We start from the raw sequence: 22,289 nt of genomic DNA, 5'->3' as shown, positions 1-22,289 counted from the left end.
CGCAATGGAAATCGAACAAAGCTTCGCTGTGCCGTACCCGCGCGATGCCGTGTGGGCGCGCTTTCACGACACACCCGGCATCGTGGCGTGCCTGCCGGGTGCGTCGCTCACCGCGCCCGTCGACAACGGCATGCTCAAGCTTGCCATGACCGTCAAGCTCGGACCGATCATCGCGTCGTTTGCGGGCGACGGCGAAATGAAGCTCGACGATGCGCAGTATTGCGGCAGCATTACGGGAACGGGCGTGGATCGAAAGAGCGCGTCGCGCGTCAAGGGCGTGGCGTCGTTCGCGCTCGCAGAGGCGGCGGGCGAAACGCGCGTCGATGTGAAGGTGGATTACGCGATCGGCGGCAGCCTCGCGCAGTTTTCGCGCAGCGGCATCGTGAAGGAACTGGCCACGCGCATGACGGAAGCGTTCGCGGATAATCTCAAGGCGAAGCTGGACGAATCGGGAGCGGCTGCGGGCAACGCCGCCGTACAAGCCGACGCAATGCTCACCGTGCAGGATGCGACTGCAGCGCAGATGCACGGCCATCAAGCCGAAGCACCCGCGCAGGCGCCGTGCGTCGAATCGCGTCCGGCCGCGCGCGTTCAACCGGCGAACGCGCCACTGAATGTCGGCAATCTGTTCTGGAAGATGCTGTGGGCCCGCCTGCGCGGTATTTTCGGCTTCGCGAGCCGCTGACCATGCGTGCCGCTGATGCTAATGCGCTCGCCCTGAGCCGTGTCCATGCGGTGCGTCCGCAATGGTGCGGCGTCATGGCGGCGCGCGAGGCGGTGCGTCTGCCGCCCTTCACGCTGCTGCACGCGGGGCCGCCATTCGACGATCCGCGCAAGCCGTCCGCGCCGGTGCTCTCGTCGGCGGTTCTTTGCTGTCTATACGAAGGCTGGGCGAACGAAGAAGCACACGCCGAGCGGATGATCGAGCAGGGCGAAGTGCGTCTCGAATCCGCGCAGTCGTATGGCGTGCTGACGCCGCTCGCGGCCGTCGTTTCTCCGCGTACCACGCTGGTCGAAGTCGCCGACAAGAATGATCCCGCAGCACGCGCGTGGTCGCTGCTGGGCAGCGGCGCCGGCCCGCAGATCCGCTTCGGCAGCCGCGACATGCGCATACTCGAACGCATGCAGTGGCGCGACACCATGCTTGCGTCCGTGCTCGACACGACATTCTCGTCCGGCCCGCTCGACCTGTTCGCGCTGGCGCAAGCCGGGCTCGACGACGGCGACGACCTGCATGCGCGCACCACGGGCGCGACCGCCGCGCTGCGTGCGCAGCTCGCCTCGCGTGTGGATCATGCCGAAGTCGACTCGATGCTCGCGAAAACGCCGCTTTTCTTTCTCACACTCTGGATGGCGGCGTGCGCGCTGATGCTGTCGGCGGCCGCGCGCGCGGGCCAGAAGGAATCGACGCTCGTGGTGGCGCTGGCGGGCAATGGTGAGCGCGTGGGCATCCGGCTCGCGGGCGCACCGTCGCGCTGGGTCACTACCATTGCGCGTGCACCGGAAGGTCCGCGCATCGACCCGCATCAGCCGGCGCATGCCGCTCCGCTCACCGGCGATAGCGGCATCATCGACGCGGCGGGGTTCGGCGCACAGGCGCTCGCATTCGCACCGGAACCCGCGCAAGCGTTCGAAGCGTACCTGCCCGCTGGGTGGCGCGACAGGCAGGCGTGCGTCCATACGGAATCGCATCCCGCGTTCGGGCGGTTACCCGGTGTGCTCGATGCGGCGCGCGTCGTTCGGGAAGGTGTCGCGCCGATGGCCGCGATCGCGATGATCGGAGCCGACGGGCGCGCGGGCCTGCTAGGGCGCGGCCTTTATACGGCGCCGCCCGAACTGTTCGTGCGCGCCCTGAACGGACTCTCCGGTGAATCCGCATGAGCGCAGCACCGATGACACATGAAGTCATGCGGCAAGTTTTCGGCGGGCCGTTGCCTGGCGATTGACGAGCAAGCATCTTCCGATCGAAGCACACTCAAAGGAACTCCCATGACGAAGCACTTGACCGAAGCGCAGATCGCACACTTCAAACAGCACGGTTATGTCTATCCGATGCGTGCGATCAGTGAGCAAGAGGCGGCGGACTATCGCCGCATCATCGAGCAATACGAGTCGTCTTCCGGTGAGGACGTCAACAAGACGCTGAAAATCAAGGGCCATCTCGCCTTGCCGGCGATCGTCGAACTTGCGCGCCGTCCCGCGATTCTCGATGCTGTCGAGGACCTCATCGGGCCGGACATCATGCTGTTCGGCGCGTCTATCTTTGCGAAGAATGGCCGCGATCCGCGCTATGTCTCGTGGCATCAGGACTCGACGTACTTCGGGCTCACGCCGCACGAGGAAGTGACCGTATGGGTCGCGCTCACGCCCGCGAACTCGGTCAACGGCGTGTTGCGTGTCCTGCCCGGCTCGCACAGCGGCCCCGACCTGAAGCACGTCGAAACCTATGCGAAGGACAACATGCTCGCGAAAGGGCAGACGCTCGTCGGTATCGACGAAGCCCTCGCGGTCGAAATGCCGCTCCAGCCCGGCGAATTCTCGATGCATCACGAACGCACCGCGCACAGCTCGCTGCCCAACCGCTCGGACGACAGACGCATCGGCTTCGCATTCTTCTATGTGCCGGCGCATGTCCGTTCGGCCTCGGGCCGCCGTCGCGCGACGCTCGTGCGCGGCGTCGACCGCTTCGATCACTGGGACCCCGATACGCTCCCCGAGTACGACTGCGATCCGCGCTCGATGAGCGAGCTCGCGCAAACGTGGGGCAAGTATAAGGATGGGGAAGTGAAGCAGGCAGCGGACATGGCCGCGCCGCAATGAATGCCACGACGCTCATCGTGGCGCGTCGAGCGCCGCGATGAACGGTCGCCTCAGGCGAGCTTTGATGCCTCGCTGTAATCGTCGACGGCATGATACGGTGAACGGAAACGTGCGAGAAACTGCCTCGCGCGCGGCGTCTGAGGCGCGCTGAAGAACTGCTTGGGCGGAGCGCTCTCGATCACCTGGCCCGCATCCATGAACACCACGCGGCTGGCCACTTGCCGCGCAAACTCCATTTCGTGCGTGACGATCACCATGGTCGCACCTTCCTGCGCGAGTGAGCGCATCACGTTGAGCACTTCACCGACGAGCATCGGGTCGAGTGCGCTGGTCGGTTCGTCGAACAGCAGGATGTCGGGTTTCATCGCGAGCGCACGCGCGATACCCACGCGCTGCTTCTGTCCGCCCGACAGCCGCGACGGAAATGCATCCATCTTGTCCGCCAGGCCAACGCGTTCCAGCAGGTGTTCGGCGTCCGCGCGCACCTCGTCGCGCGGACGACCGAGCACGTGCAACGGTGCTTCCATCACATTCTGCAGCACTGTCAGGTGCGGCCACAGCGCAAAATGTTGAAACACCATCCCAATGCGCGCGCGCGAACGCGCGAGTTCGGCATCGCTCATCTTGATGGACGAGCCCTCGCGCACGCCCATGCGCCGGTTGGACACGTGGACCGTGCCCGCGTCGGGAATTTCGAGCCAGTTCACACAGCGCAGCAGCGTGGATTTGCCGCATCCGGACGGCCCCAGCAGGCAGACGGTCTCGCCCTTGTGCACGGTGAGCGACACGTCCCGCAGTACCCGGTTCTCGCCGAATGACTTCGAGATGCCGTTGAGCTGCAGGACCGTTTCCGCGCCGGGCCGCACCGTCTCACCGGAATGGCTGGACGAAAGCACGGCCGCATCGACTGCGCTCATGATGGTGGGCGGCACGTCGTTTGAGATGTTCATGCTCTGCGTTCCTCGGCGAATCTCGACAATAACCCGCTGCCGCCTTCGATCACGAGGCAGATGGCCCAGTACAGCAGCACGGCCGTGATGAATGCGGCAAACGGAATGAAATAAGTGGCCTGAATGCCATTCATCTGATGGGTGAGTTCCCCCACCGCGATCACCGTGAGGAATGCGCTGTCCTTGACGATCTGCACGAGCTGGTTACCGATCATCGGCAAGGCAACCGTGAACACCTGCGGCAGAATGATGCGGCGAACCAGACCGAATCCGTGAAAGCCGTAGGCGCGCGCGGCCTCGATCATCGGCGTGGGCAGGCCGGCCCACGCGCCGCGCAACAGCTCGGCCATGTAGGCGGTGTTGTAGAGAATCAGCGCGATTGCGCCGGCCCACCAGTTCGACAGGCGGATGCCCGCCGAGGGCAGGCCGAAATAAATCAGATAGACGAACAGGAGGAAGGGCGCGCAGCGCATTGCGTCGACATAGAGCGTCGCGATGCGCGCAATCGCCGGTCGCTTCGACATGAGCGCAGGCGTGAGCAGCGCGCCGAGCACGAGCGATGCGACGGCCGCCACCGCAAGCAGGCCGAGCGTGTCCAGCAGGCCCGACAGCACGTCTGCGCGCTGTTGCCAGACGATCAGAAAATGCTCCATCATGCGCGAGCCTCCTCAGGTTGGCGGCGCTCGATTACACGCTGCGCCTTGATGAGCACGAACACGACGAGCCCGTAGAGCAGAAGCGCGAAAATGAAGGGCGGTAAAGGATCGTAGGTGCGCGCGCCGACACGCAAGGCCGCGCGCGTGATCTCGACGATGCCGATAACCGCGACTGCGGGCGTCGACTTGATCTGCAAGGTCATCTCGTTGACGAGACCCGGCAGGCTCGCGCGCCAGATCTGCGGCATGACGATGCGGCGCAAGCGCACCGTACGCGGCATCGCGAAGGCAAGGGCGGCGTCGTATTGATCGCGTGGAAAGTTGATCAGTGCCGCGCGCCAGATTTCGCAGTTGAACGCGGCGGTGCTGATGGTGAGCGCGAGTATCGCGGCGGGCGTCGGATCGAGCGAGATGCCGAACTGCGGCAGCGCGAAGAAGATCAGCAGCGTAAGCGTCACGGCGGGACACGAGCGAATGAGGCTCACGTACGCGACGACGACGCGGTTCAGAAGCGGCACGCGAGCCCAGCGGATCAGCGCGAGGCCCAGCCCCAGCGGCACGCCAAGAACGATGCTGGCGACCGAGAGAACCACGGTCGCCAGCGCGCCCTGAGCGATGCTCCAGTAATCGAAGGCGTTCATCGATGCGGGATCGTTAAGGCGTCAGTTGACCGACTGAGGCATGTCCTTGTAGCTCGCACCGAGCCACTTCTGCTGAAGCTGGTACATCTCCCCGCTCTTGCGCAGTTCGAGCAGCGCGGCGTCCACCATCTTCAGCACGTCGGTGTTGCCCTTCTTCACGGCCCAGGCAATGTAGGTTGGCTTGCCGATCGCCTGACCGACCGCGAACGTATCCGGGCGGGTCTTGACGAGCGAGTTCAGGCTGATCTGGGTGTTGGCGACAGCATCGACGCGTCCTACGCCAAGATCCTGGTACGCCTCCGGGTACGACTGGTATTCGACGATCTGCTTGATGCCATTTCCGCCGTGCTTTTTCTTCAACTGCTCATCGAAGAGTTTGAGGTCTGCAAGCATGGCGCTACCCGTTTCCGCGCCGACGACCTTGCCGACGAGATCGTCCGGACTCTTGATCGGCGAACCTTTTTTGGTCGCGTAGAAGGTGATGGCTTCGCAGGTCGGGGTTGCGAAATCAAAGGTCTTTTTGCGCTCTTCGGTGACGAGCACCGCGGTGAGCGCCATGTCGTATTTGCCGGTGGTCACGCCGGGCAGAATGCCGGACCACGGCATGACCTGCTGTTTCACGTCCACACCGATCTTTTTGCGTACCAGCGCGAGCAGGTCGTTGTCGTAGCCCGTGTTCTTGCCGTCAGCAACGAATTCGAACGGGGTGTAGTCATCCTCGGTCGCAACGCTCAGATAGCCGCGCGCCTTGATTTCCTCGGCACTCGCTGCATGCGCCGCATGGACGATGCCGAAGGTGGCGACGAGCGCAAGCGCGCACGTGCGCAGCAGCGTAACGGCGGTGCGCTGTGTTGACTGGCCAGCATCGCGGCGGGTAAGACGGACTGACATGAAGAGCCCCTTTGGTAGTGGTAGCAACCGCGCGCAAGGCTTCGTACGTGCGCGATCACTGGAGTGATGATCGTCGAATCGATAATTCGTTTGGATACTGACGATTCATTCCAGTGATGCAAGGGGTATGCCAGTGATCTGTTTCGTCGCCAGTCCCGGATGCAGTGGGGCACACCCTGAGACAAGGGTGACCATCGAAAATGTGTGGTGCACCACGTATGTTTGAAAAGCCTTGTATTCGTGCATGTGCGCACCGACTTGTGCCATCCGGAACGGGCCCCGACGTTCAACTGATTGCGCGCAAAACTGCGCGAGATTCTTTGCATCGGAACGTCGGCAGGCAGGCCAATACGATGTATGCTGACGAACCGTCGCGCACCATGCGTGGACAATTCGTATCGAACGCAAACGGAACTCTTTGCTCATGGATGCCCCACCAGCAGTCAGCCACATCGACGATACCGAGCCGGACCAGGTGCTCGCATGGCGCAATACGGCGCTCAACGAGCGGCCGGGCTTTTTGATCCGCCGCCTGCATCAGATTCATGTGGCGCTTTTCATGGAGGAATGCGCAGCCGAAGGCATCACTCCGGTGCAATACAGCATTCTCACCGCGCTGGAGCAATTGGGACCTTCCGAGCAGGTGGTGCTGTCGCGTGCCGTGGGGCTTGACCGTGCGAATACGGCGGACGTGATCTCGCGTCTCGCGCAACGACGTTTCGTGCAGAGCCGCGTCTCGCGCACGGATCGGCGAAAGAAAGTCGCGGAGTTGACAGGTGTGGGCCAGGCGCTGCTCACGCGGCTTGAATCGCCAGTCGCTCGCGCGCACGAGCGCACCATCGCGGCGCTGCCGTCGGACGAACGCGCGACGTTTCTCAGACAACTGCTGTTGCTGGTCGAAACGAATAACGAAGTCAGCCGTACGCCCATCGTGCGATAGAAGAAAGGATGCGTGGACCGTGTTGTCCCGGAGTCCTGGAACACAGTGCGCGATGGATCGGAGCAGGGGATCGCGTTCTGCGCGTCACGGTAGCGAAGACCCGGGGGGCGTCGCCGCGCATCAGGCGCTGATTTTCGATGGAGTAGGGCGTGTCGTCATCGCTGTTGAGACCGCCAGGCGGTCGCCGGTCTGCGTGTGAGTCGGCCGGAACACGCTGGCCCTGTCGCTGTAGAACGCCATCGGCTTGCCGTGAAGCTCGACGTACGCGCGCGTCGCCTCGAAATAACTGAAGGTCGACTCGGTGGCCGTGAAGTGCAGCGCCATCAGCCGGCTGGTGGCATCGTCCACGTACACCAGCAGCGTGCAGGCCGGCGCCCGGTCCTCGAACCAGCGATGATCGCTGCCATCGATCTGCACCGGCTCGCCCAGACACGCGCGGCGGTTTCTCGGCTGATGGAGCTTCGGCGGACGCTGCCGGCGTGGAATCCACAGGCCGGCGGCCGTCATGAGCCCACGCACCGTTTCCTTCGCCAGGCGAATGCCATGACATTCATACAGCTTCTCGCAGGCCAGCGTCGGCCCGAAATCCGCGTAGCGCTCACGGATGATCGAGATTGCACGATCGGCCGTCACGGCATCCAGACGGTTGTTGCTGGGCTTTGATCGACGACCCGACACGAGACCTGGCGCACCCAGATCACGCAGTCTGCCGACCAGTCTGCGGATCTGCCGCGTCGTCAGCCCGAGCCGTTCCGCGGCGCGCCACAGCTTGAGCATGCCGTCCGCCACGTCCTGAATCACCTTGTACCTGTCCAGCTCGCGCATCGTCATCGTGATCGTCCCAGTCGCGTTCATCGCCGGTGCTCCCTGATGGATGTCCGGCGCTCAAACTACCTAAAACACGACATTTCTTAAAAGCTCTGACAGACAGTGTCAAAGCCAGATCCAGATGTCCGCTGTCCAGCCAAGTTCAGATGTCCGCTTTTGCGGGGTTAGAAATCTCTATCTCGGGGTTTCAACTCACGCAGTGTCGAAGGATGGCGCCTGAACGGGCAGGGCGCTTACGCCTGTTCCACTGTCGCTTGCGGACCGCCGGCCAGGTTTGCGCGGTGGCGCGGTCTTGCGTTGCGAGAGTTCCACGACTACGTGCTCGACATCGGCCTGCGTGAACTCGCGCTGTTTCTTTGTACCGGGTGGACGCCCAGGCTTGCGCACTTCGATGCCCTGGTTCGTGCGCGATGGCGAGCCCGAGATGCGCCGGTTGTCACGCTGCGCCTGCAGCGCCTGCGCGACCTGTAGCGCGTGAGCCAGGCGCTTGTGCTCGATCACCGCGCCCTGACCGATTTCCGCGAGCCGGTCATACTGCCGGCAGGGCAATGTCTGGCCATCCGCCCGGATCTCGATGCGCCCGTCCGGGTACTCCCAGACGTCGATATACCGGTGGATGAGTTTGCGGTTCGCCGGCGTGTCGTCGAGCAGGTACAGCACACGGTCGTACTGCACCGTCAGCGACTTCGTCACGCGCCGCAGTTCGCGCCACGTCAGCAGCAGATCCAGATCCTCATCGTCACGCAACGGACGGTGCGCGTCGAACGTGCTTCTCGGCGGCTTCGCAAAGCGCGCGTTATAGGCCGCGATGTAGCAGGGCGCGTACGCGTTGGCGTCGGCGACCGTGCTGATACCCTTCAGACGCAACTCCTTGACGAGCCGGTCCTGCAGCGTCAGGTGCGCGCGCTCCACGCGTCCCTTCGCGGAACTTGAGTTCGCGCAGAACGTGTCGATGTTCAGCTCGTACATCGCCCGGCCAAAGTGCGTCACACTGTTGCCCGTCTTGCCGGCCGACGTGCTGCGAAACACACTGGCCTTGTCGCTGTAGAGCGCGCCCGGTTTGCCGTGAAGCTCGATGTACGCGCGCGTCGCCTCAAAGTAGCTGAACGTCGATTCGCTCACCGTGAAGTGCAGATGCATCAGCCGGCTCGTCGCGTCGTCGACGTACACCAGCAGCGTGCATTGCGGTGCGCGCTGCTCGAACCACGCATGCTCGCTGCCGTCGATCTGGATCAGTTCGCCCAGGCACGCGCGCCGCGCACGCGGCTGGTACACCTTCGGTGGACGCTGCCGGCGCGGCATCCACAGCCCGGCATCCGTCATCAGCCGTCGCACCGTTTCCTTCGCGAGGCGGATGCCGTGGCACCCGTACAGCTTCTCGCACGCGAGCGTCGGTCCGAAATCGACGTAGCGCTCACGAATGATCGCCAGCGCCCGATCGGCCGTCGCCGCATCCAGCCGGTTGTTGCTCGGCTTCGAGCGACGGCCAGAGACCAGACCAGCCGGGCCATGCTCACGCAACCGGCCAACCAGCCGCCGGATCTGCCGCGTCGTCAGCCCCAGCCGCTCAGCGGCACGCCACGGCTTGAGCATGCCGTCCGCCACGTCCTGAATCACCTTGTACCTGTCCAGATCGCGCATCGTCATGGTTATCCGTTCTGTCGCAGCCATCGAAGCTCCCAGTGCCGGGTAGCCGGCGACCGATCAGCTTACGATGGTCCGAAAAGCGGACATCTGAACTTGGCTAAAAGCGGACATTACAACTTAGCCACTACAGACAGAATGTTGATAATTTATGTTATGTCAAATCACAAAAAGTAGCACACGAACGATCTTCAACAATTGCCCAGGTACTGCATCGCGAAAATCCATCAGTCGACCGCACGCTTTGCATAAGCATCATTTCTGATCTGCGTAATAGCGTCCCGATTACGCGATCGCCGTCGATAGCAGCAACCCGCGCACAGCCGACAAGCTCCATTAACTGTACAGATCCGATTCCGCCATCAACGCCTGCGTCCCTATCACCTCGTTGATTCCGTCGAAATCGAGCATGCGATCTTTCCACGGATAAGTCGTTCCGTGCTCGCGCAGACTGGCGTAGTAACCCTGCAACGTATGCGCGACCGCGCGCGCCGTGCCTCCAGGGAAAATAACGATGCGGAATCCCAGTTGCGTCAGCGCCTGCGCGCTCTGCACGGGCGTCTTGCCTCCCTCGACCATATTCGCGAGCAACGGAACCCGTCCTCCAAAGCGATCGCAGGCCGCTTTCATCTGCTCGACCGAGCGCAGCGCCTCGATGAACAACGCATCGGCACCGGCTTCCAGATAGTGCTCGGCGCGATCGAGCGCCGCGTCCAGTCCCTCGACGGCCACTGCATCCGTGCGCGCCAGGATCATCGTGTCGCGGTTCGATCTCGCATCGACAGCGGCGCGTAGCTTGCCGCACATCTCCGCGGCCGGGATCAGCGACTTCCCGTCCAGATGCCCGCAGCGTTTCGGGAACGTCTGATCTTCGAGCTGGATCATGGCCGCACCCGCGCGCTCGAAACCGCGCACCGTGCGCTTGACGTTCAACGCGTTACCGAAGCCGGTATCGGCATCGACGATCAATGGAACATCGACACGCTCGGTAATCCGCGCAAGCGTATCTTCGACTTCGGACGACGTCGTCAGACCGACATCCGAGCGACCAAGCCGCGTGTAGGCAATCGATGCGCCGGATAGATACAGCGCCTTGAAGCCAGCCTGTTCGGCGATCAACGCGGTCAATGCGTCGAAGACGCCAGGCGCAAGCACCGAGCCTTGCTCAAGGATGGTTGTGAGTGCGTTTACTTTCGTCGCCATGGACTCTATTCCTGTTCTCAGTCGGGCGATGCCGCCACCATGGCGACCAGCCCTCCTCTGTTCTGGTTACGCGCCAAGGCTGCCCTGGAACGCCTCGCACGTCGTCACCTCGCCGACCGTGCATAGATCGGCAAGCGCGGCATCGTGCGCTGCCTGCGTCGATGCCGCGCAACCGTCGCCTAAAACGAGCACGCGATAGTCCCGCATATGCGCGTCGCGCGCGGTGCTGGCCACGCCGCCGTTGGTGACGATGCCGCAGATCGCCACGACCTCGATGCCCGCGCGACGCAACACCCAGTCGAGCTGCGTGTTGAAAAAGGCGGAATAGGCAACTTTCCACACCGACACATCGACCAGATCGTCGAGTGCGGCAACCGTCGCGTGACCCTGTGACCCAGCGACAAAGTCGCCACGACGCAGGAACGGGCGCAGATTCCGGAGATGCGGCGAGATCATCGGCTCACCCTGGGCGTCGGGCCATAACGTGAACTGACTTGCCGCGACAAACCCGCCTCGCTGCTTGAGCACGCGAGCCACAGGCGCCACGCGCTGCGGCAAGGCGCGCGCCGCATCCGACGCCGCGCCGCCGCGATGATAAGCACCGCCTTCGCTCACAAAGTCGTTTTGCAGATCGACGATGACGAGCGCGGTTTGCCGTGGATCGAGTTGAGTGGTGGAAGTCATCATGCGTCTCTCTCAGGTCGTGCGGCGTGTGATCAGCAGATTGCCCAATGGATCGACCCGACCGCCGAAACCGGGTTCGAGCCAGATCGTCGTATCGCCCTGTTCGAGAATCGCGGGACCCTCCACCGTTGCGCCCACCGGTAAGTCGAGGCGTGCATAACGCACAGCGTCCCACCACTGCCCATCATGAAATACCGCTTGCGTGCCCGGCGACGCAGGCATCGTGGTGGCCTTCGGCGCGAGCACGGCCAGATCGAACTTCGGGCGGACACCGATGCGCGCATAGCGCAGATTCATGATCCGCACGGGGATGCCGTCGAGCGCACGGCCGAACGACGTGCGATACGCAGCTTCGAAGGCCGCGCCGATCGTCGCGCTATCGAGCGCATTGCGCTGTACTTCGACACGCACCGTATGGCTCTGGCCGACATACAGCATGTCCAGTTCGACGTCTTCGCGCACCGCTTCGAACGCGACGCCCGCCGAATCGAGTCGTTGCTGGCAGGTGTCGGCCATGCCCGCGACGCGGGCACGCAAATCGTCGACGTCGAGTTCGGCGAGGCCCCTGTTCAAGGTCTGCACGGCGTCGTGGCGCATATCGGCAATCACGCAGCCGATCGCCGACGTCACGCCAGGAAAGCGCGGCACGATGCCCGTGGTGGTGCCGACCTCGCGCATCATCGCGCACACGTGCAGCGCGCCGCCGCCGCCGAATGGCATGTAGGCGAACTCGCGCGGGTCATGGCCCCGCTCGATCGACACCAGCCGGATCGCACCGGCCATCTTCGCGTTCGCCACCGTCAGGATCGCTTCCGCTGCGACATACGCATCGAGCCCAAGTGGCGCGGCGACGTGCATCTCGATCGCCTCGCGCGACTTGCCGACATCCATGTGTGACAGCAGCCCGCCGCCCAGCGGACGATCGGCTGCGATCCGACCGAGCAGCACGTTGGCATCGGTGACGGTCGGGCGCATATTGCCGCGTCCGTAACACGCAGGGCCCGGCACGCTGCCGGCGGACTCGGGGCCGACCTGCAGCAGGCCGCCTGCATCGACCGATGCGATGGAGCCGCCGCCCGCGCCGATCGTCTCGATCTGGATCATCGGCGCGCGCACCACCATGCCGAAATCGATCGAGGTCTGCGCGGATAACGACGCTTCACCGCGCGCAACCAGAGAAACATCGAACGATGTGCCGCCCATATCGCCCGTCACCAGATTCGGAAAGCCCGCCGCCCGCCCGATCGCGGCACAGGCGATCACGCCCGCAGCCGGGCCGGACAACGCCGTGCGCACGGGCACATCGCACGCGGTCTGGCGCGACATGATCCCGCCATTGCTCTGCACCACCAGCAATTCGCCGCCGAATCCATGCGCCTTCAGATCGCTCTCGAGGCGCGTCAGATAGCTGCCCACGACGGGCTGCAGCGACGCGTTCAGCGTGGCCGTCGAACATCGTTCGAACTCGCGGATTTCGGGCAACACTTCCGTCGCTGCCGTGACGTTCGCGTTGGGCCAGATCGCGCGCACCGCCGCCACTGCATGCGCTTCATTGACGGCATTGGCGTAGGCGTTGACGAAGAACACGCACACGGCCTCGCAGCCGCGTTCGAGCAACGCGCGCGCGGCGGCCTCGACCTGGGCGATGTCCACGGGGGTATGCAACGTGCCGTCGGCGAGCACGCGCTCGCTCACTTCGAGTCGCAGATCGCGCGGCACGACGGGTTCGAACGTGCCGCGCAAGCCCCAGGTGCGTGGCCTGTCGCGGCGGCGCATTTCGAGCACGTCGCGAAAGCCTTCCGTCGTGATGATGCCGGTGCGGGCCACCTTTCGTTCGAGCAGCGCGTTGGTGCCGACCGTGGTGCCATGCACGACGGTCGCAATCGCACGCGCTCCGCCCTGCCCCTCTGCGTCTCCACCAATGCGTTCGATGCCGTTCATGAATCCGCGCGCTTCTTCGCCGCGTGTCGACGGCACCTTGACCACCCGCGCGGTGCCGGCGGCTTCGTCGAGGACGAACAGGTCGGTGAACGTGCCACCCACGTCGACGCCGACGACGAGAGAACCGTGTGCCGCATCCTTCATGCTTCTTGCTCCTTCAGACCCACCGTGACATAACCCATTGCGCGGTCGTGCTCGCGCGCCGCATCCGATCGTTCCGACGGCGCGCCATAGCCACCCCCGCCGGGCGTTTCCAGCCGCACTCGTTCACCGCGCTTCAGGCGGATGCCGAGCATCTTCGACGCCATCGGCGGCGTGCGCCATTCGCCATCCTGCTGATAGCGGAACACGTTGCGCACGGACGCTGCGCCGCCCGCGATGCCTTGCGGCGCAGAGCGTCCGCGCTCGCCGAAAATGAACGCTTCCGCTTCGTCTTCGAGCAATTCGATTTCATAGATCGCGCCCAGCCCGCCGCGAAACGTGCCGTCGCCGCCCGAATCGGGACGTAACGCCCATTGCGTGAAGCGCACCGGATAGGCGGCTTCGAGAATTTCCAGCGGCGGGATCGTCGCAGTCGAAATGGGCGCATTGCCGTGGCTCAGGCCGTCGCCTTGCGAATGTCCGCCGTGACCGCCGCCGAAAAAGCTGAACATCACCCAGCGCTGACCTTTGCGCGCGCCCGCGCTGCGATGACCGGCTATCGACAGCGCGTTGATCGTGCCGTAAGCCTGCGCCATCGCGAGTTCCGGCGCGGCCTGGGCCATCGCACAAAAAATCACGTCGATCATGCGCAGGATCGTTTCCGTATAGCCGCTGACGGGACGGGGCCGGTCGGCGGAGATCACGAGCCCATCCGGCAATACGAACGACACGGCGTCGAGCACGCCCGCATTCGCGGGCACATCCGGGAACAGGTGCTTGAGCGCGACATAGCAGGCGGCGATCGCCGTGGCGCGCGAGATGTTCACAGGGCCGGCGCAAGCGGGCGACGTGCCGGTGAAATCGAGTGTCAGCGTGTCGCCCGCAACGCGCATGCATAAGGCGATCTTCAGCGGTTCGTCGCGCACGCCGTCGTTGTCCAGCATGTCTTCGAACCTGTAGTCGCCGTCGGGCAGCGCCGCCACGTGCGAGCGCATCAGCTTGACCGCCCGTTCGCGCAACAGCGCAAGCGATTCGAGCACGACGGTGTCGCCGTAGTCGCCGAGCAGATCGTTCAGGCGACGCGCGCCGAGTTCGAGCGCGGCAAGCTGGCCGTTCAGATCGCCCCACAGGCTGTCGGGCAAGCGCGTGTTCGCCTTGAGAATGGCGAGCACGTCGGCATCGAGTTCGCCGCGCCGCACGATCCGCACGGGCGGAATCTGCACGGCTTCCTGCCAGCACTCGGTGGCGGCCGGGTTGTAATTGCCGGGCACCGCTCCGCCGACGTCGTGCCAGTGGGCCGCCGACGCAAGGAAGCAGAATAGCTTGCCGTCGCGAAACACGGGACGCACCAGCTTGAAGTCGTTCGCGTGCGTGCCGCCTTCGTATGGATCGTTGAAGAGCCACACATCGCCGTCGATCATGCCGCCGCGCTCGCTTGCCACGCGGATGGCCGCCTTCACCGCGAACGCCATCGCGCCGACGAACACCGGCAGGCCCGACTTGCCTTGCACCAGGGTCGCGCCCGAAACGGCGTCGTAGATGCCGTGGCAGGCGTCGTGTGCTTCCGCGATGATCGGATTGAAAGCGCTGCGGTACAGGGTCGCGTCCATTTCATCGGCGATCTGTTCCAGCCGGCCCTTGAGGACGGCCAGCGTGACCGGGTCTAGCATGAGGTGACTCCGTTGGGTGTGGGGTAACGCTGCTTGAGCAGGTTGAGCAAACCGCCTGCGTCGACCATCTCGAGCAGAAATGCAGGGACGGGATCGCACGGCAATTCGCGCCCGTCGGCCAGCCGGATGCCGCCGCCGTGCGCGTCGATCGCAATGCGCTCGCCCTCTCCGATCGTTTCGGCGTCGGCGCACGTCAACAGCAACAGGCCGACGTTGAACGCGTTGCGAAAGTACAGGCCATTGAATGCGGGTGCGATCACTGCCCGCACGCCCAGGCGTACCAGCGCCGCGGCCGCCTGTTCGCGCGATGAGCCGATGCCGAAGTTCGGTCCCGCCACGAGCACGTCGCCCGGCTGGACGCCTGCGGCGAAATCGGGGCGCTCGTTCTGCAAGCAATGGCGCGCGATTTCGTCGATGCCGAACTTCATATACGCGCCGGGTGCGAGCGAATCGGTATTGATATCCGCGCCGACCCGCCATACGCGATGCAAACCGGAAGTCCGCCCGGATTCGGCGGGCGCCGTGCGGCTTGCCGTCATGCCAGCACCTCGCGAGGATCGGTAATGCGTCCACGCAACGCAGACGCCGCGACCGTATAGGGCGAGCCCAGATACACCTGCGCGGTCTCAGCGCCCATCCGGCCTTTGAAGTTGCGCGCGGTGCTCGACACGACCGTGCTGCCTTCGGGAATCGAGCCGCCGTACCCGGCACACGCGCCGCATGTCGTAGCGAGCACTTGCGCGCCAGCGCCTTTTAGCACATCCATCACGCCTTCGCTTGCCGCTTGCGACTGGTCGCGGATACTGGCGGGTGCCACGACCAGTTGCACGCCGTCGGCCACCCGGCGGCCGCGCAAGATGTCGGCCGCCGCACGTAAATCTTCGAGTTTCGCGCCCGTGCACGCGCCGATATAGGCAACCTGCACGGCGACATCGCCGAACGCACCGACATCGCGCGTATTCGCCGGACTGTGCGGCGCGGCCACTTGCGGCGCGAGTTGCGCGGCGTCGAAGTCTTGCACCTCGACGCGGGCTTGCGGATCGCTCTGCCAGCGAGCGATATCGATTTCATCCTGCACGCCCGCAGCGCGAAGATAGTCGACGGTAGTTGCGTCCGGCGCGATCAGGCCGACCTGCGACCCCAGCTCGGCGCTCATGTTCGACAGTGTCATGCGCTCCTGCATCGACAGCGCGCGAATAGCTTCACCGCAGAATTCGACGGCCTGATAGCGGCCACCGTTCATGCCGAAGCGGCCGATCATATGCAGCATCATGTCTTTCGCGGTCACACCATGCGAAAGCCGATGACGCCAGTGCATCTGCAAGGTCTCCGGCACCTTGACCCAGATCTGCCCGGATACCGCGACGCCAAGCATCTCCGTGCTGCCGATACCGAACATGTATGTGCCGAACGCGCCGCCTGTCGGCGAATGCGAGTCGCCGCCCACGCAGAACATGCCCGGTCGCAGGTGCCCGTGTTCCGGCACCACCACATGACAGATGCCGACACTGTCGTAGACGTTCGGCAACTGCTGTGCGCTTGCCCATTGACGCGCAATGCGCACGATCCGACGCGATTCGTCGTCGGCCTCCGGTACATAGTGGTCGATCACGAGCACGACCTTCGACTTGTCCCACAACGATGCGCCGAGCTGTTCGAGCATCGGCTGCAAGCGGCGCGGACCGCTCGAGTCATGGAACATCGCAAGATCGACGTTGCACGTGACGATTTCCCCGACCTCGACTTCGGACCGCCCGCAGGCGGCCGCAATCAGTTTTTGCGCAAGGGTTTGTGCTGCTGCCATCGACTACATCCCCAAATAGGCGCGACGCAATTCGTCGCTGGCCATCAAATCCGCGCACGTGCCGGAGTACCGGACCAGGCCGTTTTCCAGCACATAGCCACGCTGTCCGGTTTCGAGCGACTGGCCGACGTTCTGTTCGACCAGCAGAATTGCGAGTCCCTCGCTCTGCAACCGTGCAATCAGCGCGAACATTTCTTCGACCATCAACGGCGACAGACCCAGCGACGGCTCGTCGAGGATCAGCAAACGCGGCTCGGCCATCAAACCCCGGGCGATCGCGAGCATCTGCTGCTCGCCGCCCGACATCGTGCCCGCCGGCTGATCGATCCGTTCCCCAAGACGCGGGAAGATCTCCAGCATCCGCGCGAGATTGCGGCTCCGATTCGGCTTGCCGCGCGTAAATGCGCCTAGTTCGAGGTTTTCGCGCACACTCAGGTTCGGGAAAATTCGCCGGCCTTCCGGCACCTGGATCAGGCCGGCTTCGACGACCGCGCGGTAGTGCCGCCCTGTCAGGTCGTGACCGTCGAACCGCACGCCACCCTCCCACACGGGGTTGATGCCGCACACGGTGTTGTTCAGCGTGGTTTTGCCGACGCCGTTACTGCCGAGCAGCACGACAATCTCGCCTTCGTCGACACGCATATCCACGCCGCGCAGCACTTCGGTGCGTGCATAGCCTGTGCGAAGCCCGCTCACTTCGAGCAATGCACTCACCGACGTTCTCCTTCACGCGCCAGCCGTTGGGCCGTGCCGTGACCGAGATACGCTTCGATCACGGACGGGTCCGATGTCACTTCACGCGGCGTACCGCCCGCGATCAACCGGCCTTGCGCCAGCACCCAGACGTGTTCGGCCAGGCTCATCACTGCGCGCATCACGTGCTCGATCATCAATACCGTCACGCCGCTGTCGACCAGGCCACGAATGACGGGAATCATCTCGTCGATTTCGCTTGGATTCAGTCCTGCGAGCACTTCGTCGAGCAACAGCAACTGAGGCTTCGTCGCCAGCGCGCGCGCCAGTTCGAGACGCTTGCGGCCGCCCACGGTCAGATCGGCTGCTGGTTTATCGAGTTGGTCATGCAGATTCACCCGTTGCGCGACTTCTTCCGCAGCCGCCAGCGCGGCCCGCCGTCCGGGTTGATGCAGGTGCGCGCCAACCGCAATGTTCTCGCGCACGGTCTGCGCGCCGAATGGCTGCACGATCTGGAACGTCCGCGTCAAGCCAAGTCTTGCCGACCGATGCGGCGCCATCCCCGTAATGTCGCGCCCCCGATACTGGACGCGTCCGGCACCGGGCCGGAGAAACCCCGACAGCAAAGCGAACAGCGTCGTCTTGCCGGCGCCGTTCGGACCGACGAGTGCCGTCAGCGTGTTGGGCATGACATCGAGACTGACGTCCTGCACCGCCTTCAGGCCGCCGAACGTGATGGACAGGCCACGGGCCTGCAAAAGCGCTTCAGACACGGGCTTCCTCCTTGCGCTCGGTGGCGCGATCCGGGTTTGCCGGCCGCCCCATCATGCGACGCACCGACATGCCCGCACCCGTCAGGCCGCGCGGCAGAAACATGACGATCACGACCAGCACCACGCCATAGATCACCATGCTGATACCCGGCAATTCGCCGAACAGGTTGCGGGTCGATTCACCGAGGATATAAAGGAGCGCCGCGCCCAGTACGGGACCCCACAACGTGCCGACGCCGCCGACTATCACGCCCACCAGCGCTTCGATCGATATCGCAGGGCCGAACGCGATACCGGCATCGATGTACTGGAACATCTGCACATAGCACGCGCCCGCCGCCGCCATAAACGAAGCCGACAACGCGATCGCGCCCAGCTTCACGCGCACGGGATCGACACCGATCGCCCGCGCAGCGCTTTCGTTATCGCGCACCGCCTGCAGGTACGCGCCGAAACGCGAATGACGCAACCATGCGGTGACCAGCAGCGCAGCCATCACGAATGACAGCAGCACATACACGTAGCCGCGCCTGGACCCGAACTGCAGGTTCGCCGCGCTTGCGTGCAGCGGTACCATCAAGCCGACACCGCCGCCCGTGAACGACACCGACACCGCGAGGATGCGCGCCACTTCGGCGAAAGCCAGCGTCACTAGCGCAAAGTACGAACCCTTCAATCCGCCGCGAAACGCCAGCGCCCCTACCACCAGTCCGGCAACCGCGCCGAATGCGATTGCGACGGGCAACGCGAGCCACGGATTCCAGCCCCAGCTCAATTGCGCAATGGCCTGCGTGTATGCGCCGACGCCGAAGAACAAGGCATGTCCAAACGACAATTGCCCGCCATAGCCGCCGAGAATGTTCCATGACTGCGATAACAACACCGCGTAGAGCGACATCATCAGAAACGTGAGCAGCACGCCAGATTGCAACACGCTGGCGGCCGCGGCCAGCAGAACACCGAAGATCAGGATGGAGCGAACGTCGCGCATCGGTCAGGCCCTCGCGCCGAAAAGCCCTTGGGGGCGGACAAGCAGCACAACGATGAAGATCGCGAAGATGCCCATCTGGCCGAGCGAATCGCCGAACCACAATCCCCCTAGCGATTCGACCACGCCGATGAGCAGGCCACCGACCAATGCGCCCGCAAAGCTGCCCATGCCGCCCAGCACGACGATCGTGAACGCGATCAGCACAAAGCCGCTTCCGACCTGAGGATTGACGTAATACGTCGGCAACAGAAAGCAGGCCGCCGCGCCGACACATGCCATGCCGATACCGAAGGACAGCGCATAGACCTTGTCCACATCGATGCCCATCAGCTTCGCGCCGTGCTTCTCACGCGAAACGGCGCGTATGGCGCGACCCAGATCGGTCCGGCGGATGATCAGGAACAAAACCGCCGCGACGACCAGCGCACCGAAAAAAGCGATGACCTTGGGTAACGCGATCATGGCCGGGCCGATTTCGATCGTCGATAGCGTATAGGCCGTCTCGATGTTGCGCGTATCGGAATGGAACCACACGAGTGCGAGGTTCTCGAGCACGATGGACAGGCCGAGCGTCACCAGCAGAATGTTCTCGTCCTTGCCGTGGCTCGCGCGGTTGATCACGAAACGCTGCAGCAGGTAGCCAAACGCGAACATCCCGAGCGTCACGATGGGCAAGGCCATGTATGGATCGATGCCCAGTTGCTCCTTCAGCAGGAAGACCGCATACAGTGCGATCATCAACGCCGCGCCATGCGCGAAGTTGATGATGTGCAGCACGCCGTAAATCAACGTGAGGCCAAGCGCGATGAGCGCGTACACCGCACCCGTCGTCAGTCCGTTCAGCAGCGCCGACAAGAGGATGACTGGATCGAACATGCGCTGCCTCAGCTCTTCAGCGGAAATTGCGGTGCGACCTCACGGTAGGCAGGCGGCAACACGACCTTGATATCGCCGCCGAGCACCTGCGTCAGCAACGGCTGCGCGCCTGTGTTCTGACCGTTGACGAAATGCGTCGGCCCGTACGGCATCATGTGATCCTGAAACGTGCTCGATGCAAGCGCCGTATTGATTGCCGCGCGATCGGCCGATCTGGCGCGCTCGAGCGCATCGGCAAGCAGCATCGTCGCCGTGTACGTCATGAACACTTCGTACGAGAAAAAAGCGCCCTTTGCCTCGACCCGCTTGCGCAATGGCCCGACTCGCGCGTCCTTCGGATTGAACCAGTGGTTGCAATCGATGATCCCGTCGGCGATATCGGGGAACTCCTTCAGAAACTTGTAGCTCGACGCCGCGCCGCCGAGCACTGAATAGATGGCTTTCGGGCGAACCTTCTGCTGCTTCATTGCTCGCAGCAGCAGAGCGTACTCGTCGTAATAGTTCGCCGGGATCACGATATCCGGATTGACCGCGCGCATGCGCAACACGATATTGTTGAAGTCGCGCGTCGGATTCGGGTGCTTGATGACTTCCTTGATCTCGAAACCGTACTTCGGAAGCTCGCTGCTGAGCAACGCCGCCGTGCCCGTCCCGAACAGCGACTCTTCGTGCACGATCATCACCGTTTTAGCCGGCTTGCCGGCGCTGGTATTCAGTGCGTTGAGGTTCTCCACCGCCCGCGCGCTGCACATCCGGTAGCCGGGGCCAAAGCGAAATGTGTTGGTCAAGCCGCGTTCCACGATCTGATCCGCCACGCCCACGTCCACAACATGCGGCAAGCCGTACTTGGCGGCGGTTTGCGTCGTCGCGAGACAGATTGCCGATGCATACGCACCGACGATCGCCGACACCCCTGCTTCGTTCATCTTTTCGACTTCGGCCGCACCCGCTTCGGGACGCGACTGCGCATCGCCCAGCACCGGCTCGATCAGCGCACCGCCCTGCGACCTGATACCGCCTGCGTGGTTGATGTCTTCAATAGCCAGCAGTGCACCGAGACGACATTGCTGCCCCGAATAAGCCAACGCTCCCGTGACAGGATGCAGCACGCCGACCTTGATACTCTTGCCGTTTGCCGCGCGAGCGACCCAAGGTGCGGCAACCAGTGCTGCTGCTGCCGTGGACTGGCGCAGAAATGTACGACGCGAACTCATGCGATCTCCGTTGGATAGCGTTAGTTGAATGTGGCGGACAGTTCTTCGCTGACCCAGACCTTTGCATCGATGTCGCCGATTCGCGAGAGCTGTAGCTGATATTGATAACGGTCAGGCCGGTAAAGGCCTTGCAACAGTTGTACGGGCCGCTCGTCGGTGTCACGCACCAGACGGGTGACAGCGAGCAGTGCCGAACCGACCGCGACGTCCAGATGGCGTGCCACTACGGCATCGGCAAGGCGCGCGGAAATGGTCTGTGTCGCGCCGCCGAGTTGCACGCCCGCTTCCTCGAGCAACATCAGCAAGGGCTTGCGCTTGAGGTCGCGGCTCTTGATTTCCGCCACGGCTTTCGGCACGTGCGTGGTGATGAACGAAACCGGCCCCGCCGACGTGCTGCGCACCCGTACGCTCTTATAGACGGCGTCGCCCACAGCCAGGTGCAGCGCCTCGGCGACGGCTTCCGAGGCGAGCACCACCGTACTGTCGAGCACGTCGACCGTGGTCCGAAGGCCCATATTCACGATGTTTTCGAGCAGGCCGGTCAGATGCGCTTTCTGGCGCGAAACCGGTGCGGCTTTCGAATCACCCTGCTTTCTTCCCGTGGCAACGCGCAGCGGCCACGTCCCTACGCCCGGTCGCCGCGTTACCAACCCATCCGCGACGAGCATCTCCATTGCCTTGCGTATCGTGATGCGTGCGACTGAAAACTGCTCGGCGAGAAGATGTTCGCCGGGCATGCCTTCGTCGTCGAAGCGGCCTTCCTGAAGTTGCTCGCGCAACACCAGGTAGATCTGGTGATATTTCGGCAGTGGCAGCGTCGTTTCCATGGAGGTCACTCTAGAAGTGTCGTAATGTCAGGTCAATAGAACAAACTGGAAAATAAAGATTGTTCTACTTCGTATGCGCCGATGAATGTCAAACCCATCGTA

Annotated in this window: 21 protein-coding genes and 1 pseudogene; 4 read left to right on the top strand and 18 right to left on the bottom strand. The window is 63.6% G+C overall.

Annotated features, from left to right (window positions below; all coding sequences use genetic code 11):
* Positions 1-4 precede the first annotated feature (4 nt).
* The 3 genes from PPGU16_RS34395 to PPGU16_RS34385 all read left to right on the top strand — a co-directional run bounded on the left by PPGU16_RS34395 (position 5) and on the right by PPGU16_RS34385 (position 2,820).
* Positions 5-685, top strand: coding sequence for an SRPBCC family protein (locus tag PPGU16_RS34395; RefSeq protein ID WP_180725313.1), 681 nt, complete (start codon positions 5-7; stop codon positions 683-685).
* Between the two features lie 2 nt (positions 686-687).
* The gene (locus PPGU16_RS34390) at positions 688-1,881 is read left to right on the top strand and encodes a YlbE family protein (RefSeq protein ID WP_180725312.1); all 1,194 of its coding nucleotides are present in this window, start codon (positions 688-690) and stop codon (positions 1,879-1,881) included.
* Positions 1,882-1,989: 108 nt separating this feature from the next.
* A complete protein-coding gene (locus PPGU16_RS34385; RefSeq protein WP_180725311.1) occupies positions 1,990-2,820 on the top strand; it encodes a phytanoyl-CoA dioxygenase family protein in 831 nt (276 codons plus the stop codon).
* Between the two features lie 50 nt (positions 2,821-2,870).
* On the opposite strand, the gene PPGU16_RS34380 is transcribed toward PPGU16_RS34385, so the two are convergent.
* The 4 genes from PPGU16_RS34380 to PPGU16_RS34365 are packed head-to-tail and all read right to left on the bottom strand — an operon-like array spanning position 2,871 to position 5,958.
* Entirely contained in the window at positions 2,871-3,770 is a 900-nt protein-coding gene (locus PPGU16_RS34380) for an amino acid ABC transporter ATP-binding protein (protein WP_224031624.1), read from the bottom strand.
* Positions 3,767-4,426 (bottom strand): amino acid ABC transporter permease, encoded by a 660-nt coding sequence (locus PPGU16_RS34375; RefSeq protein WP_180725310.1) that lies wholly within the window; start codon positions 4,424-4,426, stop codon positions 3,767-3,769. The genes PPGU16_RS34380 and PPGU16_RS34375 overlap by 4 nt, the downstream gene beginning before the upstream one ends.
* Positions 4,423-5,067 carry an amino acid ABC transporter permease gene (locus PPGU16_RS34370; protein WP_180725309.1) on the bottom strand — a complete coding sequence of 215 codons (645 nt, stop codon included), beginning with the start codon at positions 5,065-5,067 and terminating at the stop codon, positions 4,423-4,425. The genes PPGU16_RS34375 and PPGU16_RS34370 overlap by 4 nt, the downstream gene beginning before the upstream one ends.
* A 21-nt stretch (positions 5,068-5,088) precedes the next feature.
* On the bottom strand, positions 5,089-5,958 hold the full coding sequence (locus tag PPGU16_RS34365; RefSeq protein ID WP_180725308.1) for a transporter substrate-binding domain-containing protein: 870 nt from the start codon (positions 5,956-5,958) through the stop codon (positions 5,089-5,091).
* Positions 5,959-6,382: 424 nt separating this feature from the next.
* Here PPGU16_RS34365 and PPGU16_RS34360 point away from each other — a divergent pair, with 424 nt between their 5' ends.
* Complete coding sequence (locus PPGU16_RS34360; protein ID WP_180725307.1) at positions 6,383-6,898, top strand: MarR family winged helix-turn-helix transcriptional regulator; 516 nt, start codon at positions 6,383-6,385, stop codon at positions 6,896-6,898.
* A gap of 177 nt (positions 6,899-7,075) precedes the next feature.
* On the opposite strand, the pseudogene PPGU16_RS34355 reads toward PPGU16_RS34360, so the two are convergent.
* From PPGU16_RS34355 to PPGU16_RS34290, 14 genes and pseudogenes are all read right to left on the bottom strand, one after another.
* Positions 7,076-7,753: pseudogene (locus tag PPGU16_RS34355) on the bottom strand (ISNCY family transposase); the annotation flags it as partial.
* A gap of 165 nt (positions 7,754-7,918) precedes the next feature.
* Positions 7,919-9,397, bottom strand: a complete 1,479-nt coding sequence (locus PPGU16_RS34350; protein WP_180725306.1) for an ISNCY family transposase — start codon at positions 9,395-9,397, stop codon at positions 7,919-7,921.
* Between the two features lie 309 nt (positions 9,398-9,706).
* Positions 9,707-10,573, bottom strand: a complete 867-nt coding sequence (locus PPGU16_RS34345) for an isocitrate lyase/PEP mutase family protein (protein ID WP_180725305.1) — start codon at positions 10,571-10,573, stop codon at positions 9,707-9,709.
* A 66-nt stretch (positions 10,574-10,639) separates the two neighbouring features.
* Complete coding sequence (locus PPGU16_RS34340) at positions 10,640-11,260, bottom strand: cysteine hydrolase family protein (RefSeq protein ID WP_434064435.1); 621 nt, start codon at positions 11,258-11,260, stop codon at positions 10,640-10,642.
* A gap of 9 nt (positions 11,261-11,269) precedes the next feature.
* Positions 11,270-13,342, bottom strand: a complete 2,073-nt coding sequence (locus PPGU16_RS34335; protein WP_180725304.1) for a hydantoinase/oxoprolinase family protein — start codon at positions 13,340-13,342, stop codon at positions 11,270-11,272.
* A complete protein-coding gene (locus PPGU16_RS34330) occupies positions 13,339-15,009 on the bottom strand; it encodes a hydantoinase B/oxoprolinase family protein (RefSeq protein ID WP_180725303.1) in 1,671 nt (556 codons plus the stop codon). Before PPGU16_RS34330 ends, PPGU16_RS34335 begins: the two co-directional genes overlap by 4 nt.
* Positions 15,003-15,548, bottom strand: coding sequence for a LeuD/DmdB family oxidoreductase small subunit (locus PPGU16_RS34325; RefSeq protein WP_180725302.1), 546 nt, complete (start codon positions 15,546-15,548; stop codon positions 15,003-15,005). Before PPGU16_RS34325 ends, PPGU16_RS34330 begins: the two co-directional genes overlap by 7 nt.
* Complete coding sequence (locus PPGU16_RS34320; RefSeq protein ID WP_180725301.1) at positions 15,545-16,813, bottom strand: 3-isopropylmalate dehydratase large subunit; 1,269 nt, start codon at positions 16,811-16,813, stop codon at positions 15,545-15,547. The genes PPGU16_RS34325 and PPGU16_RS34320 overlap by 4 nt, the downstream gene beginning before the upstream one ends.
* A 3-nt stretch (positions 16,814-16,816) precedes the next feature.
* The gene (locus tag PPGU16_RS34315) at positions 16,817-17,527 is read right to left on the bottom strand and encodes an ABC transporter ATP-binding protein (RefSeq protein ID WP_180725300.1); all 711 of its coding nucleotides are present in this window, start codon (positions 17,525-17,527) and stop codon (positions 16,817-16,819) included.
* Positions 17,524-18,279: an ABC transporter ATP-binding protein gene (locus tag PPGU16_RS34310; protein WP_180725299.1), complete on the bottom strand. Its 756-nt coding sequence runs from the start codon at positions 18,277-18,279 to the stop codon at positions 17,524-17,526. The genes PPGU16_RS34315 and PPGU16_RS34310 overlap by 4 nt, the downstream gene beginning before the upstream one ends.
* Entirely contained in the window at positions 18,272-19,270 is a 999-nt protein-coding gene (locus tag PPGU16_RS34305) for a branched-chain amino acid ABC transporter permease (protein ID WP_180725298.1), read from the bottom strand. Before PPGU16_RS34305 ends, PPGU16_RS34310 begins: the two co-directional genes overlap by 8 nt.
* 3 nt (positions 19,271-19,273) lie before the next feature.
* A complete protein-coding gene (locus tag PPGU16_RS34300) occupies positions 19,274-20,146 on the bottom strand; it encodes a branched-chain amino acid ABC transporter permease (protein WP_180725297.1) in 873 nt (290 codons plus the stop codon).
* 8 nt (positions 20,147-20,154) lie between these two features.
* The gene (locus tag PPGU16_RS34295) at positions 20,155-21,360 is read right to left on the bottom strand and encodes an ABC transporter substrate-binding protein (protein ID WP_180725296.1); all 1,206 of its coding nucleotides are present in this window, start codon (positions 21,358-21,360) and stop codon (positions 20,155-20,157) included.
* 20 nt (positions 21,361-21,380) lie between these two features.
* Entirely contained in the window at positions 21,381-22,187 is an 807-nt protein-coding gene (locus PPGU16_RS34290) for a GntR family transcriptional regulator (RefSeq protein ID WP_180725295.1), read from the bottom strand.
* Positions 22,188-22,289: the final 102 nt, after the last annotated feature.

This window comes from Paraburkholderia largidicola, from assembly GCF_013426895.1.
Taxonomy (GTDB): Bacteria; Pseudomonadota; Gammaproteobacteria; order Burkholderiales; family Burkholderiaceae; genus Paraburkholderia; species Paraburkholderia largidicola.
This window is presented reverse-complemented; position numbering and strand designations above follow the sequence as displayed.